Here is a 16,573-nt window from a genome sequence, read left to right on the forward strand (position 1 = left end):
GACGGAGGTATGAATATCATCCAGATGTCCCTCGCAGGCGGGGTTACTGTCGGTATCGCCCAGGTTAACGAAGGGCAACACGGCCAGTGAATTGCCCGCGGGCTGAACCGGACGGCGTATCGCGGTCATCCGGGAAATGCCAATTAAGCAGACAAGCTTTCCATTTTCCAGTCGCTATGGTTGCCGAGTAAAAAGGTGGTTTTGGCAGTTGGCCGATAAGCATACCAAGCCAGAAAACAATAAACCGCTGCGGGCTCAAAAACCGCAGCGGTTTATCAAAATACAGCCTGTTCACGGTCTGGTATAAGGCGTCGATTCCGGGGTTGAAAGTGTTACTGGTGATGAAAACCAGCGTGTTGGTGCTCTTTTCGTTTGGGTCAAAACCGGTTTGAAAACCGGGCGATTGAAAGGCGGCCATCATGGCTTCCGGCGCGTTCAGAACACCGGCGGTGTTCTAAAACCTGAATTTTTGAATGATGTCCGGCATGCGTTGCGGTATCGTTTCGTATAAAAAGTGGCCGGTGAAGACACCGGCCACCGAGAAGGCTTATCCGTTTTACGATTGAATAAACGCCAACAGGTCGGCATTGATGGTGGCCGCTTCGGTTGTCGGCATGCCGTGCGGAAAACCGGGGTAGGAGATCAGCTTTCCGTTCTTTAAAAGCTTCACCGCTTTCACGGCGGTCAGCGGAAACGGAACGATCTGGTCGTCTTCGCCGTGCAACACCAGCACCGGTACATCGACACTTTTCAGGTCTTCGGTAAAATCAGTTTCGGAGAAAACTTTAACGCAGTCGTAATGGGCTTTAATAGCGCCCATCATGCCCTGCCGCCACCAGTTATCCCGAATGCCTTGCGAGACTTTAGCGCCTTCCCGGTTGTAGCCGTAAAAGGGCATCGTAAAATCCTGAAAATATTGGGGGCGATGGGTGGCGGTTCCTTCCCGGATTTCGTCGAATACCGACAGCGGAATACCGTCCGGATTCGCTTCGGATTGTACCATGACGGGCGTAACGGCACTGATCAACACCGCTTTCGCAACCCTGCCCTGGCCGTGTTTGGCCACGTAGCGGATCACTTCTCCACCACCGGTGGAGTGGCCGATGTGGATCGCATCTTTCAGATCCAGAAACTCGACCAGTTCTGCCACATCGGCGGCATAGGTATCCATGTCATGGCCGTTTTCGGTTGGCGACGACCGGCCGTGTCCCCGGCGGTCGTGCGCAATCACGCGAAAGCCCTGGTTCAGGAAAAACATCATTTGGGCGTCCCAGTCATCGCCGGACAACGGCCAGCCGTGGTGGAATACGAGCGGTTGACCCGTTCCCCAATCTTTGTAATAGATTTCGGTTCCGTCTTTTACGGTGATCTTTGCCATTTTTTACGTTTTGGTTGGTTATTGATAAAGTTTTGGAAAGATACTTTTTTTTGACGAGTTGGGTCGTCACGAACCTGCTCTTTTCTTTCACTACACTGCCTGAGCCCGGTTTCACAGGCATCCATTTCTTCTAATTTAGACCGCCAGATACCGCATTCAAATACCATCAGAAGCGATTGGCATAAAACCCATTTAGACCAGCAGGCACGGGATGTAAATTCGCCTGTAAAGCTAAAGCAGGGCTATGTCATATTTAACCGTATTATTCCGTTTGTATCTACTGGCGGTTTCGCTTTTCCTGATGAATTGCAAGCCGGTATCTAAAGAGGATAGCAGCCCAACACCCCGGCTTGAGCCAGGGTTTGGCAAATCGAAAGAACGGCCCGTCGGTACGCCTTTTGTATGGCCCAAAGGCATTACATTGATCGGCAAACCCGGAACCGATTATGACTGTCAGGAAGAGGCCGGGCGAGAACGGGAATATGGAAACGGCGGAGCCGTTATGCTGTGTCTGAATTTTTATAATAGTACCAACCAACCCATTACCATTCAGTTACCACCCGGATTGCTTTTTATCAGCAAATCGGGAAATGTTCAGAATGGTATTTTGCCTGCCAGGGTTGCAATCGAGGTGCCTGCGAAAGAACGCTATTTGGCATTGCTTTTTCTCTACTGTGTCAATATTGATCGTGAGACATCAACTCCCGGCGACGAATTTGAAGAGCAGCCCATCGTTACCCGCCATCCTGGCATGGAGGAACTCTACCAGTTGCTCGCGAATAAAAAGGCTAATTTTGAAGACTACCCCAAACGCCGGGCCGATCCGAATACGTTGAATGCGGGTATTTGTGTTACCAGCGCGGTTAACAGTATTGCAGAGGGTAAACCCATCCGTGAAAAAACACTCCAGCAAATCCAGGATTTGCCCAATAAATAATGAAATCGATCAGTGCGGTTTTTCCGAAATGCGTCCGTTTGCTTTGCTCTTTTGGGCTAATGGGTTATAATCCAGACAACGCTGGAGCCAGCGTTCCAACTCTTTTGGGCTTTTGAATCCGTTTTCGGTCACATACACATAGCCCTTCATGGTTTTCCCCGAGAAGTCCATCGGAATGCAGTCATTTTCTTCCAGGGCGGTTTCATATGCCTCCATGCCAATGCGGCAAAGCAGTAGGTCTTCGTCCCGTTTTCTGTCGAAGTGCGTGGCACAGAACAGCTTGTCGTCCACCAGAAAGCACAAGCCGCTGAACATCTTCTTTTCGGTGAAGTCAACCCCTTTGTCGACTAAAATCTGGCGGATTCGGTGCGCGGTTTCTTCGGTATAGGGCATGATCGGATTTGTTTCATTCCAGTAAGATTCCTGCTTTTACTAAAACCGTATTAGTTGATTGTGAATTGATTTTCAGCTATTTCTGTCGGTGTTTTGCCAAACTGCTTCTTAAAGGCAAACGAGAAATGCGACAAATCCTCAAACCCGACTTCCAGATACACCTGGGTCGGTTTGAGGTGTTGGTTCGAAAGTTGAAAATGAGCTTCATCCAGCCGTTTTTTTTTGAGCCAGTGGTAGGGCGTTGTCCCGAATCGTTTCTGAAAATCCCGCTTGAACGACGACAGACTTCGGCCCGTCAAATAGGCAAAACGTTCCAGGCTGATGTTGAAGCGAAAATTACGATTCATGAATTCTTCCAGATTTATTTTTTCGGGAACGCTGAAATTAAAGAAAATGCCGGCCAATTGCGGATTGGCTTTCAACAAGATCAGCAGTAATTCTTCCCTTTTTAAATCGGCAAACGTGTCGTCGATCTGCAAGTCGCCGGTGTAATAGGGTTCCAGAGAATGGACAAAACTGTGGATGAATTTCGTTTTTTCGGCCAACAAAAACGAGTCATCGTTGGAAAAGACCGGCACATCGACCGGATGGCGCTCCTGGAATCTTCTCAGAAAAGGCTCGTCCAGCGTAATGATAATTTTCTCGAACCGATCGTTTTCCTTGTATTTCGTATACCGCACCAAATGATTTTTCCGGGCGATTACGGCATCGCCCGGATTCATCGTATACGTGTTTTGCCCGTCAAATGCCTTCATCGACCCTTTCAATAAATACAGAAAAAAATGGTCTGATATGAATTGTTCCGGGGAAATTTCAGGCCCTAAGTGGCAGGATTGGATGTTGTGAACTTTCAAGTTTAGAGTCTTTAGACGTCAATCTAAAAATTAATTCTTTTGCAAGCTATCGACACTGGCCAGCAAGGCCACTTCTTTGCTGCGGGGATGCCAGCCGAGCACCATTTTGGCTTTCCGGTTCGTCATGTCAATGTAAAATTCCGGGGCTGTCGGCCGCATCTCGGCGATGTGTTTTGCTAATTCAGGCCGTTCTTTTTTATAGAGTTCGGCGACATCGTAAAAGCTCATCACGCCATCTGATGCTGCAATAAACCGTTCTCCACCTGCTTCCGGATGCGTCATGGCCGTTAGATGCAGAGCGGCCACATCCCGGACATCGACAACGCCCATGGTAAAATTCGGACTTTCCCGGACCACGCCATTCAGGATTCCGGAAACCACAATATCCAGCGACGCCGAGGTGATTCCACCCAGAACCGGGCCAAAAATTCCCACCGGATTGATCACCGTCAGTTCCATTGCACCGCCTTCGGTTTTCATATAGTCCCAGGCAGCTTTTTCGGCCACGGTTTTCGACTTGATGTACGGCGGAATCGGGGCCGTGGCATCCGTCCAGTCGTCTTCGGTAAAAAGATGGTCTTTGGGATTGCGGCTGTAGCCGATGGCCGCAAACGAGGAAGTCAGCACAACCCGTTTGACACCGGCTTTTTGAGCGGCTTTCAGCACCCGCAAAGCGCCGTCCCGCGCCGGAACGATCAGGTCGTTTTCATCGGTAGGGTCCTGTGCCGGAAACGGCGACGCGACGTGTAGCACATAATCCACACCGGCTACGGCTTCCTCCCAACCGGCGTCGCTGGTTAAATCGGCCTCAAAAAACGCCAATGGGGTAAAGTCGTCAATGCCAGCTTCTTTCAAGGCGTTGAGGATGCGGTCTTTTTTCGACAGGGAGCGAAGCGTGGTGTTTACGTGGTATCCTTTTTGCAAAAGTTGGAGAATGGTGTGGATCCCCACAAATCCGGTGCCGCCGGTTACCAATACAGTTTGATTCGTCATTTTAGAATTGTCGTTAATGAACAGCACAAAATTCCGGGTTTAAATGGCAGGCAACTTTGTTGTAACGTCCAATTTTGGTTTGTTGTGAAGGTCACACCCATACTAAAAAAGGATTGCCTTGTCGTGGCAATCCTTTTTTAGTATGGGTGTGCAAGGGCGGTTTAGCGCTGGTTTTCCGCTTTCGAAATCCATTCGCCGTAGGTTTCATTTCCCACATACCCGGCGGCATCGGGCACCAGCGTCGTCGCGGTGATGGCAGCCCCTGAATAAACCGCGTTGGCGTCGGTTACCACTTCCTGCGGGTTGTTGATGCTCGCAAAATAGCGTCGGATCCAGGCATCTAGCTCAAACCGCTCGGGGCCGGCAATGTCCACAATGCGATTCGTTGGCGTTCCGGTGGCGGTTTGGGCCAGAAACGACGCTACGTCGGCACTGGCGATGGGCTGCACAAGCCCACGGGGCAGCACGATTTTCCCGTGGGCCGCACTCATGTGGGCAATGCCTGCCGCAAATTCGAAAAACTGGGTCGCCCGGACAATCGAGAATGGAATGCCGGATGCCTTGACCAGCTCTTCCTGCACCTGTTTGGCGCGGAAATAACCGCTTTCCTGGAGTTTGTGAGTCCCGACCACCGAGAGGATAACGTGGTGTTGAACGCCAGCTCTTTTTTCGGCCGCCAGCAAATTTTCCGTGGAGGTTTTAAAGAAGGCCATCACGTCGTCCGTGGCGAAGGAGGGGGAGTTGGAAACATCGATCACCACCCTGGCGTTTTGGAGGGCTTCTGCCAAACCGGCCTGGGTAATTGTGTTGACGCCGGTATTGGGCGATGCGGCCAGAACGTCGTACTGGTCTTTTAATGTATGGGTTAACTGGCTACCAATGAGGCCAGTACCGCCGATAATGACTATTTTCATCTTGCTTCTTTTTTAACGGATTAAATGTGATGCAAAGGTGAAAACCGCATCGTTTAGAAATCTTAAACTGGTTTAAGAAATGCTTTTCCGGCGAATTTCGCTCAGGTATTCGGGCGTAAAACCCAGGTAGGAAGCCAGCAGGTATTGCGGAATGCGTTGCAGAAACTCGGGATGTTTTTTGCAGAAATGATGGTATAACTCTTCCCGCGAAAAGCCATACATAAACTTGATCCGCATCTGAGCGGCTGCATACGCTTTTTGATAGACGCACCGGAAATATTTTTCCATCACCGGATGTTGCGCCAGCAATTTTTCCCGGACATCCCGATGCAGTGCGAGCACGTCCGTGTGTTCAACCGCCTGAATGGTGGACTCGGTGATCGATTGGCTTTCGTAGGCAAAATGGTCGGTTATCCACCAGTTTTCGATGGCCAGTTCCGTGGTTTGCTCCACGCCTTTTTCATTGACATAAAACTTGCGCAGGATTCCCTGTTCGACAAAATAATGCCATTGGCAGACCTGTCCTGCCGTGAGCAGGTTTTCTTTTTTATTCACGGTTTTGGTCTGGAAATACGAAAGAATCCGAACCGCTTCGTCATCCGAAACGGCTACAAATTTAGTCAGATGGGCTTTGAAGCGTTCGGGCATGGATCGATGGTTGGCAGCGGTTGTTGATGCCTGTTTTACTTGTATTTTTTTACATCAAAATCGATGTAAAGCAGGTCTTCTTTCATTTTATCACCTTGCTTCTCCTGTCTGGAAAAGTATAGTCTTTTTTCTTTGGTATGGAAAAATGGGCAAAATTCAGCCAGGCTGGAATTTATGGGTGATCCCAGATTTTTCGGGGTGGTCCATTTGCCTTTTTTCTGAAAAGAGATGTATAAATCGACATCGCCGAAACCGGTCGGATCGGACGAAAAATAGAGCAGGTAATTTTCGTCGGGAGAAATAAAAGGGTTTGATTCCCGCTCCGTCGTATTGATCGGCAAACCTATGTTTCGAGGAGTTTGATAGTTACCATTTTTAAATTCTGAAACATACAGATCGGATTTGCCTTTGCCATCTTCATTTTCCTTCATGAAGTAGATGTTGCCGTTTCTGGCTACGGAAGCATATGATTCGGAGCTTTCGGTATTGATTACACTGCCCAGATGGTACGGTTTACTCCATTGATTATTCGCTAACGTAACCGCCCAGATGTCGAAATCTTTCCGGTCAGCATTCCTTCCCGTGGTTCTGTTGGATTGAAATAATACCGTTTTTCCGTCCGGACTAAACAGGGGATCGATGTCTTTCCACTCGCCGGTTGGTGAAGAAAAGGACGCCACAACCGGCGTCGACCAGGTACCGTTGTTTTTCCTTGACTCCATTATTTTTAACGTATCTCTCTTCCCATTTGAACGTACCCAAAGAGCAATTTTGGAATCAGGCGAAATGGTTAGCCCAAAAACGCCACCGTTGGATATTAACGAGGGTTCAAATAGTTGGGGGGCAACTTGGGCTTTACAAAATGTCGTTATACAGAGAAAGGCTATTAGTACGGAATAGTTCATGCGTATTCTTGATTAAAGATCACTTTTGCATTGTTTATAAATTGCTTTCAACGGTTTTAGTACCCAGCCGTTGCGGTCTGAATCAGGATCATAACTGATTTTTTCAACCTTAGAGGGTGTACCCAATTTCCCAAATGTGTCCAAAGGGGTCTTTTAGTTTTCCTATTCTCCAATCGGTTTCGGTCGTCATGGGGCAAATTTCTGTCGCACCAAACGTTACGGCTTTGCCGAATAATTCGTCTGCATGTTGAGTTTTTAAAATAATTCTGACGGAGCTACTGGAACGTTGGTCGGGACTGACATTCCCAAATTCGGGTTCTTCGTCGCCCACGAAAAATTCGGCCCCTTCAATGCTTATTTTGGAAGTCAATTTTTCGTCAGGCCGATCATGCCGTTCCAGTTCAATGGCTCCAAAAGCAGATTGATAAAAGTCAACCGCGGCTTTTCCATTGTTGACGGTCAGGAAAGGCGATACCGTTGTGGTCGTATTTGCTGTCATATGCAGGTCATTTATCTGTGGTTGTTGGTCGTTAAATTTACGTACTATTTCGCTTATACCGGCTTACAGCCGCGTAGCGATGTATGGTTTGATCGCGGTGCACAAAACTACTGATAAAGCTTTTGGAAGGAAAAGGTGGGGAGCAACATCTCTATTTCATTCTGGCTCGTTTCACGTTGTGCTGCAGTGGCGTAACCAAACATTTTTCGTTCATAGTCGTCGATAGCGGCTTGAATGGTTTCGTATTTTCCGCTGGTCAGGTTGTCGGATAAAACGAATGCATCCAGTAGCCCGGTGTTCACACCCTGACCGGCGAAAGGCGGCATACAGTGTGCGGCATCTCCAACGAGCGTGATCGGTAACGGGCGATTGGTTTTCCAGGGTTTATCCAATGGCATTTTTCTCGTGGGCCATACAACGAAGGAAGAGGTTGCGCGGAACAACTGGTGATAACAGGCATGCCAGCGAGCAAACCGATTGGAAAGAAACGCAATGATCGTGTCCGTATTTTGTAAATCTGATTCAGTTCCCTGAGCCCATTCTTCAGGCTTTTTAAAAATTACGTTGTAGCTCAAGATACTGCCGTTCTCAGGATTTGCAATTAATAAATAGCCTTCACCTGAGGCCATTAGTATGGTATTATCGCAAAGCTGATAGAACTCCGCACAGTTTCGTTCCGGTTGAACTACTTCGCCCTGTAGAATCACGGTTCCGGTATATTCAATGTCGGCATCCGTAACCTGTTTTCTTGCTCTGGACATTCCTCCATTCGCTCCGATAACAACGTCTGCGGTCGCATGAATGTCATTTTCAAAATGCACAAGCCATCTTTCGTTGTGCTCTTCAAGTCCGGTAAATTTTCGGTCCCAAACAACGGTATCGCCCGCCAAACTGTCAAGCAGCAGTTGTCTTAAATCGTTTCGGTTGATCTCCGGATTGTCATATTGCTCTGCCTGACCCGGTTTTTTAGAGAATAAGACGTTGCCCTGTTCGTCAACCACGGTTCTCCCCATGGGTTTTGCCAGGGCGTAATAACGTTCCAGCAATCCGGCTTTTTTCAGGGCTTCCTGCCCGGAACCTTTGTGCAGATCGAGCGTACCGCCTGAAATCCGGGTTTTTGCATCGCCGTCTCTTTCGTAAACGGTCACATCGAGTCCGGCTTGCTGTAGTAATGTTGCCAGGGTCAGACCAACGGGGCCTGCACCGAGGATGGCTATTGTTTTATTTTTCAGTAACATGATTTTGCATGGTTTAGTGACGATGCAAAATTGCTGCGGTGGTGCGGAGTGGAATAGTAAAAATCAGCCGTTTTTAAGAAGGTAGTTTTTTGATGGAGACAAGATCGATAAAACGTTCATCTTCGTTTTTGCTCAACACTTTCGGTGTAACACCGGCATATTTCTTAATTTCTTTGATAAAATGCGTTTGGTCGGTGAAATTTTGTTCCGGAAAAAGGTTGCCTTCGCTGATGTTTTTGAACGAAGCCCCGAAGCGAAGAATGTTGCAATAGGCCTTGAGTGATATTCCAAACTGCTGATTGAAGTACCGATTGATCTGCCGACTACTCCAATACACGTTGTCGGAGAGTTCCCTAACCGTCATCGAGCCTCGGGAAGAATAAATGAGCGCAAATAATTTCTTCTTCCGGCTATCCACGTTTTCCGGTGAAAGGATTTTTATTTTTTGTGTCGCCTTGTTGCAGAAGTTTTCCAGGCTGTTCAGGTCAACGGTTTCAAATTGCCAGAACTCATCTGAAACAGGCTGTGCTCCATTCAATACGCCTTTGATCGAATTTCCGAGCAGGTATTCTACGGCCAGTAACTTAAAACCGATGGAAAACAGTTGCGCATCGGCCGGGATCGTTACCTGGCTGGGCATCGTGTCAATGCCTCGCACGACCATTTTCCAATTCATAGAATTCACGTTCATCAGCATCATATCCATCATTCCATTCGGCAAAACCGTCGACGAAATGTCTTTCCCGGTTTTGTTTTCCACCATCCAAAAGCTGTGAACAAACTGCGAAATGGAAGGATCGGGTAAAGCGGATTGGATCGTTAACTCCATTTTTCTACGTCATACCACTTGATTGAAAAGAAAGGATCATGGTAGTTAGGTAGAGCCTACCAATTGATAGGCTCTACCTACTTATTTTAGTGGACAAAAGACTTGATAAATGCCAAACTCGTTGTCCAGGTCAGGTTTTTATACCGGTCATTCGCCAGTTGATGGTGTTGCGTCGAAAACATGGAATACATATACTGGCTTTGCTGCCATTTTGCATACAATTCATTTTCACCAGCCGGGTTGTCGGCTCTTTGTTTGTGGATAAATCGGGCAAAGTCTTCGAGACTGGCTAGTTGCTGGATTCTGAATTCCTGACCGCTTGCTTCTTTTACATCAGCCCATACGTTGTTGGGACTGACCTGAAAACTGGCAATCTGCAAATCCCGGGGTGCGCTGTCGTCCAAAGCCACTTCGGCGGTAAAGGCAGCGGTATCGTCCATGGTGGTAAAATCCAGTTTCCAGTCTGCTTTTTCACCCCAGTAACCAATGCTTTTGTCTTTTAAGTTTAAAACCGGGGTGTTGTATTTCAGGATGTCGGCAAAAGCCCCGTTGAAAACAGAAGAGGCCTGTATGGACGTGCTGTCCAGGTAGGCTTTAAATTCCCTTCGTAAATCAAAATTCCGGTTTTCGCCCGGCACCAGATTGTTGTAATCCGTGCAAAAGTCGGACGGAATGAAGCGTGGAACCCCGGCTTGCAGAGCACCATCCAAAATCCGCTTTTGTAAGTCCACAATGACATCGCCCAGGCCCGCGAGTGTGGAAACCACGCAATGGATACCGGCACAGGAATTCGCAATGTCATCAAGGTTGTTGAAATCAACCTCCATAACCTTGACGCCCATTTTGGCCAGCGTTTCTATTTTTTCAGGATCGGAAGATGTTCGAACGATGGCACTGACGTCTGCTTCTCGTTTTAGGAGTTCCCTACAGATTTTACTTCCTAAGTTACCGGTAGCACCGGCTACTAAAATTGCTTTTTTCATGTCTGAATTTATATGACTGTTTGTTTCTCTAGGATGCCAGAAAGCTCAAAACCGCATCCACTACTTGTTCCGGCTTCTCTTCAAACAGGTAATGCCCACTCTCTAAAATCCCTAGCACGTGTACATCGTTTGCTACGTAAGGCAATCCCATTTTCATGTACTGGTAGCTAATGTAACTCCCAATCCCTAATACCGGCATGGCAAGCGGCTGGTAGGTTTTTGCATCCTCGATATCCTGCGTAAAGGTTTGATACCAGGCATTGGACGCCCGGATGCTATCGGCTTCATTGTACGCGGAAGCATACACAGCTCGTTCAAACGAAGTCATTTTGCGATCATCGATCATGACATACTGAAAAAGCCAGTCCAGCAAATACTGAAACCGCCCTTCCAGGATCTTTTCCGGCAATTCTTTCACCTGGTTAAATCCCATCCACCAGGCATACGGCCTGTTGGCATCCATTTTTTCCGTAAACGTGCCGGCGGCTGGCAGCAATGGCATTTGCATCATGCCTTCACTGGGGTGCGAACCATCCAGAACAATGAGCTTTTGGGTGAATTCGGGGTAATTGAAAGCAAAACTCATGGCTACCATGCCGCCAATGTCGTGCCCCATGATATGAACCTTTTTTAAACCGAGTTGCCGGATCAGTTCCAAAATATCCGTTGCCATCGTTTTCTTGTCGTAGCCCGACGTGGGTTTTTCCGAACTGCCCATGCCTCGTATGTCAACGATGATGACGCGGTAGGTTTTGGCCAGCTCGGTGGCAACCGGATGGTAGGAATACCAGGTTTGGGGCCAACCGGGCAAACAAATCAGCGGTATGCCGCTACCGCCTTCCACGTAATGCAGCTTCACTCCGTTGACGGTTGCATACTGATTGGTAAAGCCAGGGAAATCGTTAATCAATTCATCGTCAGAATATTGATTCTGAGACGCCGGGGTGTGGTCTTTCGTTTGAGTCATTGGTTTGTTTTTAGCGACTCAAAGGTAGACGGCTGGTGAAGCGTGAAAACTACCAAGTGGTAGATAATGAAAATTACCGGATGTTTTTTCGGATCCGGCTTAAGGCGTTGGGGGTAATGCCCAGCACCGCAGCCAACTGTTTGATGGGTACTTTTTGTAAAAATTCCGGGTTGCTCATAAATTTCAGGTACCGTTCTTCGGCCGACAGAGTCTGGAAATTCAGGATCTGATCGATCATTCGCACCGACATCGCTTCCCAGATTTTCCGGCCAAACTCTTCCCAAACAGGAACATGGCTGTATAAAAAGTCCATGTCCTTTTTATCAATCACCACCAGTTTGGAATCTTCAATGGCTTCAATCGTAAACCGGGACGGTTTTTGGGGATGGAGGCTGGAAATCTCGGTGAAAAACTCATTTTTAAACGTTACCCAGGTGGTATTTTCCTGGTCATTCCGGTCATAAAAAAACCGGACCCCGCCCGACACAATGAAGAAGTATTGCTTTGCGATTTGTCCTTTTCTCAGGATCGTTTTCCCTTTGGGGATTTGCCTTTCGGTGCACCGGGAAAGGACCAGTTGCAAATCGGAATCATCGATCCAGATAATGGTTTTTATAAATCGGATAAATTCTTCCATGGTTGTCGCCGTTCGGTTTACACCACCCGCAAAATTTTCTCCATCGCACCACCTTTCGCCAGTTCATCCACCAGCTTGTCTAAATACCGAACCTGCTGCGTCAACGGATTTTCGATTTCTTCCACCCGATAGCCACAGATTGCCCCTGTAATGCGATGAGCAGCCGGGTTTAGTCTGGCATTTTGAAAGAAGGCTTCAAACGTTACCTCTTCTTCGATGAGTTCCTGCTGTCTTTTTTCATCAAAGCCCGTTAACCAGGCAATTACCTGATGCAATTCGTCTTTTGTTCGGCCTTTTTTCTCCACTTTGGTAACATAGTGCGGATATACTGAAGCGAAGGTCAGTTTTGCGATCCGCTCATCGTGTTCGGGCGTTGCTTTCATACCCTCTATTTTACTATAAATTCAGTTAACGGGCATGGTCTCTTCGGTGTTTTTTCGATCTCAGGCTCCAACAGAACCGGTCTTGACTTCCCCCGCCCGCTGGTAACAGGCAATCAGTACGCCACTTGGAGTAACCACACTCTCAGTCAGGGCAAAGGCTGCCGGGATCGGGCCATTGCCGAACAATTTTTTCCCTTCACCGAGCGTCAGGGGATATATTTTGAGCCGGAGTTCGTCCACTAAGTCATGCTGTAGTAGCAACTGAATAAGCTTGCTGCTGCCCCAAACCTGAAGGTCAGCCCCATCGGACTGTTTGAGCTTTTTGATAGCGGCCACGCTGTCGAGGAATACCGAGTTTTTCCAATCGGAGCTTGTCAGGGTTGTGGACAGGACATATTTGGTACCTTCATTGATCCCTGGCCATACATTCGCATGCTTTGGCCAGTAGTCTTCCCAAATTTCAAAGGTTTTTCGGCCCAGCAGATAATCGGTCGGTTGCATCTCTTTTTGCACGACCTTACCACTCACTTCGTCACCATAGGGAGCTACCCAACCGCCATAGATAAAACCGCCTTCGGTATCTTCCCCAGGTCCGCCGGGTGCCTGCATGAGGCCATCCAAAGTAATCATGGACAAAACAATTATTTTTCGCATCGCATCGGACGGTTTTAGTACGCCATAAATCTCGCTAAAAAATCCCCTTCAATGAGAGTGTGAATGTGACAAGTCTGATGGCTGAATGCGACCAGAATGGCGTGGCCTGTGTAGAGAAGTGGCGAGCATGATACAGTAAATTATTTTGGCAGAACTAAATGATAGCTACCCGGTTTCGCATGATTACTTGCCAGATAAATACGCTGCGATCGTCACAATAGCGGTATTTTCAAACTTTTGAAGGGTAAGCAAATCGTTGTCGCCAGTGATCAAATGTAACTCTATGCTTTCTTTTTGGCATAGCGCTTGGACCTTACCAATTCAACTTCTTTGGTGATGTCTTCCAAAGACGGTGGGTTATCAGCCGCTTTTGCCCGTAGACGATTGACGACTTTCAGAAAACCGTCTTCTGTCGTTTGCCGAATCGCAATCAAGTCCAGGTCTGCAAGGTCTTGCAGCAGCTTGGTCGCTTTGGGGTTCAGTATATCAATCTGATAGGTCGTCATCGTTCAAATATAGTGATTTCTGGCCGGGGAAAACACTTCTTCTCAGGGTCCGCCGGGCGTCTGCATGACTTCCGTTGTCGCTCGCGGCACGCGAGCGACAACGGAAGTCATGCAGACGAATTGAGAACGAAAATCAGTTTTGCGATAAAGTGGCCAATACGGTTTCCAGGTTGTTCAGGGCCATGCTGAATCCTTCTTTGAAGCCCATCTCAATCATTTGTTCCATGCGTTCGAGGGATTCATTGTAAATCGTAATACTGACTTTTGTCGTTCCGTTTTGTTCGCTGAAAGTTAAATCCCAATCAGAACCGGGCAATTCGGGGTTTTCATTCGGGTCGGCAAACGCATTGAGCAGTTTGAAATTAGTTTTTGGACGAATGGACGTGTATTTCTGAATGGCCCAGTGCTCCTGTCCTTCCGGGCTTACCATCGCGTAAAACCGTCGGCCACCCACTTCAAAATTCATAACCTTGGTTTTTGAAGTCCAGGGTTTGGGTGCCCACCATTGGTCCAGAATTTCCGGTTTGGTGTACGCATCCCACACCAGTGAAAGGTCGGCCGCAAATTCTCGGGTTATAAACACCGTTTTGGCGGCTTTGTCTACGGTAAAATCAACTGGCAACTCATTTTTCATTTTGCTGTTTTTTAAGGGTGGCTAATACTATATCTAACTGGTTGAATCGATCTTCCCAGAGTTTCCGGAATGGCTCGAGCCAGGTATCGATTTCTTTCATTTTTCCGATTTCAAGCTGGTAGTAAATTTCCCGGCCCGAAAGTTCCGGTTTTACCAGTTCGCATTCGGTCAATACTTTCAAATGCTTTGAAACCGCCTGTCGGCTGGTGTGAAAATGCTCGGCCAATGCGTTCGGGGTCATTGCCTGCAGGGCAATAAGCACCAGAATGGCCCGCCGTGTCGGGTCGGCAATCGCCTGAAATATGTCTCGTCTTGTTTCCATCGTTACCGATCTGCTACCATATGGTTGCAAATATAAGCGCAATGATCTGGTTGCGCAACTATTTTTCAAACTCAAAATTTGGGCGTGCTGGAAGTCGTAGGGTGTGGCTTGTCTTTTGAAGTGGAATCTATTTCCGTTATTCCGCTCCGATTCCACCGCCGGGCGGTTTTTGTCTTTTCAAGGGATACAACGAAAAGAACGCCGAGGGTATACGCCAGCAAATCAATCCATTCAAACGAAGTGCCAATGACGATTCGGGCCAGTTTGCACTTTTGAAGACCTAGCAGCTCAACCAGGTTGAAATATTGCAGCACTTCAAGCGTATAGGAAAATACCAAAACAAAGAGGGCCGTGGGCAAAACCGGTATGTTCAGGAAGGCGCGTAGAAAGCAATAGATCAAAATAACCACCAGAAAATCCCCCACGTACGGTCGAATGATTTCATCATGGAGAAATAGGGCAATTAAAACTTCGATGATGAAGAGAAGTAGGGTGGTGATGAAGTAGTGAGGTTGGAATTTTAGCAAAGTGTTGGCGAGTTGGATACGGTGTCTTAAGACCTAATGGATCTTGGCTCGGCTGGTTTTCGTACAGTCCGGCAATTTGGTTTTAGAATATGGCAGGTGTCTTCACCGTACAAGATTAGGTTAATACATCAATACAGTAATCACTAGCAGCTAAATTTCTAATGCAATTTTTTCATTTTGACAAAAATATCAGAGTTCTTGATTAGCATTAACAGATTTCCTTGTTATAATACCTAGTCGAGATTTAAGCATACCTGTTAGAATAGTATCACAACTATAAATAGGAATTGTCTTGTTTAGACCTAAATAATCAATTAAGATCTTGCCTCCATATTCAGCTAAAATACCTGGCATTTTTCCAAAATATAAATCAATAACTTTCGATGTTAATGGTATAGTTTTTATTACAGATTCTTTGATGTCTAATATGCGAATATTCTTCTTATATAAATCTTTTCCAGCTTTTTCAATAGCATTAATTGTTTTGTTTGTTATGCTACTATTGGTCTCTAACTCTGACTGCGCTTCACTGTACACTTCAAACTCTTTACTATTTAATACTTCAATTAATTTATTTATATCTTTCTTTTCAATATCATATCTCAAAACAGGCAAATTGGTGGTTTTTATTTGAATCGATAAAAAAAGGATTTCTAAAGGCAAAGCTAATTCTGGTGGTAACAGATGCTTATTTTTAATATTACCTATTTCGAAGAACGATAAGATCCCAGAATTAGATTTCATAGCATAGAATAATTGTGAAACTCTATGAGACATGGAACTTATCTCTTCATCCATCTCTTTGCTGATATTAGGTATTCGATACTTATCAAATGTATCTTGCACTTTTTCACTGCAACGAGACCACTCATTCCTAGATAATTTTGAAACATTTTTTTTAATAAGCTTAGTCTTCGAATAGCTTAGCTCCCCAAATGATTGGATACTATCAACACCTGCCATTGTAAGAGCAGATAGCAAAAAGTGAGAAATATCTATTGGCTGATTTTTGACAGCCATTGGGCTTTCATTGAAAACCTCATGTAAAGCAGCTAAATAGCCATTTTCAAATGGCGTTAATACAAGTTTACGCGACATATGCATTGTTTTTGTTTAATACTAAGTTTTCTTATGTATAATTATGCGACATCGTATAAATGGATAGAATCTCAGTTAAATCTAATCAAAATACAGGAAATAAAGTAAGGTACATGGATTATACATTTTTTCATCATATGTATTTGATAGTATAAAGATAAATTTTTTATCAAATTTTGCTTATTTATCAGTTCTTGCTCGCGTGTGAAAAATAGAATGAAGGACATCCAGTGCGAAGCCGGTTTTTAGCGTAAATTTTAGACAATTGCGAGGA

General features: G+C 46.4%; 22 protein-coding genes. 1 reads left to right on the forward strand and 21 read right to left on the reverse strand.

The features are described from left to right. Positions 1-64: 64 nt before the first annotated feature. Entirely contained in the window at positions 65-421 is a 357-nt protein-coding gene (locus tag F0P93_RS16400; protein ID WP_150877773.1) for a hypothetical protein, read from the reverse strand. A 135-nt stretch (positions 422-556) separates the two neighbouring features. After that, positions 557-1,378 (reverse strand): alpha/beta fold hydrolase, encoded by an 822-nt coding sequence (locus F0P93_RS16405; RefSeq protein ID WP_150877775.1) that lies wholly within the window; start codon positions 1,376-1,378, stop codon positions 557-559. A 421-nt stretch (positions 1,379-1,799) separates the two neighbouring features. Here F0P93_RS16405 and F0P93_RS16410 point away from each other — a divergent pair, with 421 nt between their 5' ends. After that, the gene (locus F0P93_RS16410) at positions 1,800-2,315 is read left to right on the forward strand and encodes a hypothetical protein (RefSeq protein WP_150877777.1); all 516 of its coding nucleotides are present in this window, start codon (positions 1,800-1,802) and stop codon (positions 2,313-2,315) included. A 9-nt stretch (positions 2,316-2,324) separates the two neighbouring features. Here the strand turns inward: F0P93_RS16410 and F0P93_RS16415 are convergent, their stop codons facing one another. From F0P93_RS16415 to F0P93_RS16505, 19 genes are all read right to left on the reverse strand, one after another. Continuing rightward, positions 2,325-2,708, reverse strand: a complete 384-nt coding sequence (locus F0P93_RS16415; protein ID WP_150877779.1) for a TfoX/Sxy family protein — start codon at positions 2,706-2,708, stop codon at positions 2,325-2,327. Between the two features lie 50 nt (positions 2,709-2,758). Beyond that, positions 2,759-3,562, reverse strand: coding sequence for a helix-turn-helix domain-containing protein (locus tag F0P93_RS16420; RefSeq protein ID WP_150877781.1), 804 nt, complete (start codon positions 3,560-3,562; stop codon positions 2,759-2,761). Between the two features lie 30 nt (positions 3,563-3,592). Further along, positions 3,593-4,555, reverse strand: coding sequence for an SDR family oxidoreductase (locus tag F0P93_RS16425; protein ID WP_150877783.1), 963 nt, complete (start codon positions 4,553-4,555; stop codon positions 3,593-3,595). A gap of 161 nt (positions 4,556-4,716) precedes the next feature. After that, positions 4,717-5,469 carry an SDR family oxidoreductase gene (locus F0P93_RS16430; RefSeq protein ID WP_150877785.1) on the reverse strand — a complete coding sequence of 251 codons (753 nt, stop codon included), beginning with the start codon at positions 5,467-5,469 and terminating at the stop codon, positions 4,717-4,719. A 72-nt stretch (positions 5,470-5,541) separates the two neighbouring features. Continuing rightward, positions 5,542-6,117 (reverse strand): Crp/Fnr family transcriptional regulator, encoded by a 576-nt coding sequence (locus F0P93_RS16435; protein WP_150877786.1) that lies wholly within the window; start codon positions 6,115-6,117, stop codon positions 5,542-5,544. Between the two features lie 35 nt (positions 6,118-6,152). Further along, positions 6,153-6,839 carry a TolB family protein gene (locus F0P93_RS16440; RefSeq protein ID WP_191908837.1) on the reverse strand — a complete coding sequence of 229 codons (687 nt, stop codon included), beginning with the start codon at positions 6,837-6,839 and terminating at the stop codon, positions 6,153-6,155. 292 nt (positions 6,840-7,131) lie between these two features. Then, positions 7,132-7,521 carry a VOC family protein gene (locus F0P93_RS16445; protein WP_150877790.1) on the reverse strand — a complete coding sequence of 130 codons (390 nt, stop codon included), beginning with the start codon at positions 7,519-7,521 and terminating at the stop codon, positions 7,132-7,134. Positions 7,522-7,628: 107 nt separating this feature from the next. Continuing rightward, entirely contained in the window at positions 7,629-8,759 is a 1,131-nt protein-coding gene (locus F0P93_RS16450) for an FAD-dependent oxidoreductase (protein WP_150877792.1), read from the reverse strand. Positions 8,760-8,832: 73 nt separating this feature from the next. Beyond that, positions 8,833-9,588 carry a helix-turn-helix domain-containing protein gene (locus tag F0P93_RS16455; RefSeq protein ID WP_150877794.1) on the reverse strand — a complete coding sequence of 252 codons (756 nt, stop codon included), beginning with the start codon at positions 9,586-9,588 and terminating at the stop codon, positions 8,833-8,835. A gap of 86 nt (positions 9,589-9,674) precedes the next feature. Next, complete coding sequence (locus F0P93_RS16460) at positions 9,675-10,571, reverse strand: NmrA family NAD(P)-binding protein (RefSeq protein WP_150877796.1); 897 nt, start codon at positions 10,569-10,571, stop codon at positions 9,675-9,677. A gap of 28 nt (positions 10,572-10,599) precedes the next feature. Further along, entirely contained in the window at positions 10,600-11,538 is a 939-nt protein-coding gene (locus tag F0P93_RS16465) for an alpha/beta fold hydrolase (RefSeq protein WP_150877798.1), read from the reverse strand. Positions 11,539-11,611: 73 nt separating this feature from the next. After that, positions 11,612-12,175: a Crp/Fnr family transcriptional regulator gene (locus tag F0P93_RS16470; protein WP_150877800.1), complete on the reverse strand. Its 564-nt coding sequence runs from the start codon at positions 12,173-12,175 to the stop codon at positions 11,612-11,614. A 17-nt stretch (positions 12,176-12,192) separates the two neighbouring features. Further along, positions 12,193-12,558, reverse strand: a complete 366-nt coding sequence (locus F0P93_RS16475) for a DUF2200 domain-containing protein (RefSeq protein ID WP_150877802.1) — start codon at positions 12,556-12,558, stop codon at positions 12,193-12,195. A gap of 60 nt (positions 12,559-12,618) precedes the next feature. Continuing rightward, entirely contained in the window at positions 12,619-13,212 is a 594-nt protein-coding gene (locus tag F0P93_RS16480) for a dihydrofolate reductase family protein (protein ID WP_150877804.1), read from the reverse strand. A 281-nt stretch (positions 13,213-13,493) separates the two neighbouring features. Beyond that, positions 13,494-13,718 (reverse strand): hypothetical protein, encoded by a 225-nt coding sequence (locus tag F0P93_RS16485; RefSeq protein WP_114407684.1) that lies wholly within the window; start codon positions 13,716-13,718, stop codon positions 13,494-13,496. A gap of 133 nt (positions 13,719-13,851) precedes the next feature. After that, positions 13,852-14,352 carry an SRPBCC family protein gene (locus tag F0P93_RS16490; protein ID WP_150877806.1) on the reverse strand — a complete coding sequence of 167 codons (501 nt, stop codon included), beginning with the start codon at positions 14,350-14,352 and terminating at the stop codon, positions 13,852-13,854. Then, complete coding sequence (locus F0P93_RS16495; RefSeq protein WP_150877808.1) at positions 14,342-14,674, reverse strand: ArsR/SmtB family transcription factor; 333 nt, start codon at positions 14,672-14,674, stop codon at positions 14,342-14,344. The genes F0P93_RS16490 and F0P93_RS16495 overlap by 11 nt, the downstream gene beginning before the upstream one ends. A 71-nt stretch (positions 14,675-14,745) precedes the next feature. Next, positions 14,746-15,201: a ribosomal maturation YjgA family protein gene (locus tag F0P93_RS16500; RefSeq protein WP_150877810.1), complete on the reverse strand. Its 456-nt coding sequence runs from the start codon at positions 15,199-15,201 to the stop codon at positions 14,746-14,748. A gap of 189 nt (positions 15,202-15,390) precedes the next feature. Then, entirely contained in the window at positions 15,391-16,299 is a 909-nt protein-coding gene (locus F0P93_RS16505; RefSeq protein WP_150877812.1) for a hypothetical protein, read from the reverse strand. Positions 16,300-16,573 lie beyond the last annotated feature (274 nt).

Origin of the sequence: Larkinella humicola (assembly GCF_008727875.1) — a bacterium.
GTDB lineage: Bacteria > Bacteroidota > Bacteroidia > Cytophagales > Spirosomataceae > Larkinella > Larkinella humicola.

What these genes read in the sequence shown, in the direction of transcription:
- F0P93_RS16400 (WP_150877773.1), bottom strand. Translation starts at nt 421, where the DNA reads ATGATGGCCGCCTTTCAATCGCCCGGTTTTCAAACCGGTTTTGACCCA.
- F0P93_RS16405 (WP_150877775.1), bottom strand. Translation starts at nt 1,378, where the DNA reads ATGGCAAAGATCACCGTAAAAGACGGAACCGAAATCTATTACAAAGAT.
- F0P93_RS16415 (WP_150877779.1), bottom strand. Translation starts at nt 2,708, where the DNA reads ATGCCCTATACCGAAGAAACCGCGCACCGAATCCGCCAGATTTTAGTC.
- F0P93_RS16425 (WP_150877783.1), bottom strand. Translation starts at nt 4,555, where the DNA reads ATGACGAATCAAACTGTATTGGTAACCGGCGGCACCGGATTTGTGGGG.
- F0P93_RS16430 (WP_150877785.1), bottom strand. Translation starts at nt 5,469, where the DNA reads ATGAAAATAGTCATTATCGGCGGTACTGGCCTCATTGGTAGCCAGTTA.
- F0P93_RS16435 (WP_150877786.1), bottom strand. Translation starts at nt 6,117, where the DNA reads ATGCCCGAACGCTTCAAAGCCCATCTGACTAAATTTGTAGCCGTTTCG.
- F0P93_RS16440 (WP_191908837.1), bottom strand. Translation starts at nt 6,839, where the DNA reads ATGGAGTCAAGGAAAAACAACGGTACCTGGTCGACGCCGGTTGTGGCG.
- F0P93_RS16445 (WP_150877790.1), bottom strand. Translation starts at nt 7,521, where the DNA reads ATGACAGCAAATACGACCACAACGGTATCGCCTTTCCTGACCGTCAAC.
- F0P93_RS16450 (WP_150877792.1), bottom strand. Translation starts at nt 8,759, where the DNA reads ATGTTACTGAAAAATAAAACAATAGCCATCCTCGGTGCAGGCCCCGTT.
- F0P93_RS16455 (WP_150877794.1), bottom strand. Translation starts at nt 9,588, where the DNA reads ATGGAGTTAACGATCCAATCCGCTTTACCCGATCCTTCCATTTCGCAG.
- F0P93_RS16460 (WP_150877796.1), bottom strand. Translation starts at nt 10,571, where the DNA reads ATGAAAAAAGCAATTTTAGTAGCCGGTGCTACCGGTAACTTAGGAAGT.
- F0P93_RS16465 (WP_150877798.1), bottom strand. Translation starts at nt 11,538, where the DNA reads ATGACTCAAACGAAAGACCACACCCCGGCGTCTCAGAATCAATATTCT.
- F0P93_RS16470 (WP_150877800.1), bottom strand. Translation starts at nt 12,175, where the DNA reads ATGGAAGAATTTATCCGATTTATAAAAACCATTATCTGGATCGATGAT.
- F0P93_RS16475 (WP_150877802.1), bottom strand. Translation starts at nt 12,558, where the DNA reads ATGAAAGCAACGCCCGAACACGATGAGCGGATCGCAAAACTGACCTTC.
- F0P93_RS16480 (WP_150877804.1), bottom strand. Translation starts at nt 13,212, where the DNA reads ATGCGAAAAATAATTGTTTTGTCCATGATTACTTTGGATGGCCTCATG.
- F0P93_RS16485 (WP_114407684.1), bottom strand. Translation starts at nt 13,718, where the DNA reads ATGACGACCTATCAGATTGATATACTGAACCCCAAAGCGACCAAGCTG.
- F0P93_RS16490 (WP_150877806.1), bottom strand. Translation starts at nt 14,352, where the DNA reads ATGAAAAATGAGTTGCCAGTTGATTTTACCGTAGACAAAGCCGCCAAA.
- F0P93_RS16495 (WP_150877808.1), bottom strand. Translation starts at nt 14,674, where the DNA reads ATGGAAACAAGACGAGACATATTTCAGGCGATTGCCGACCCGACACGG.
- F0P93_RS16505 (WP_150877812.1), bottom strand. Translation starts at nt 16,299, where the DNA reads ATGTCGCGTAAACTTGTATTAACGCCATTTGAAAATGGCTATTTAGCT.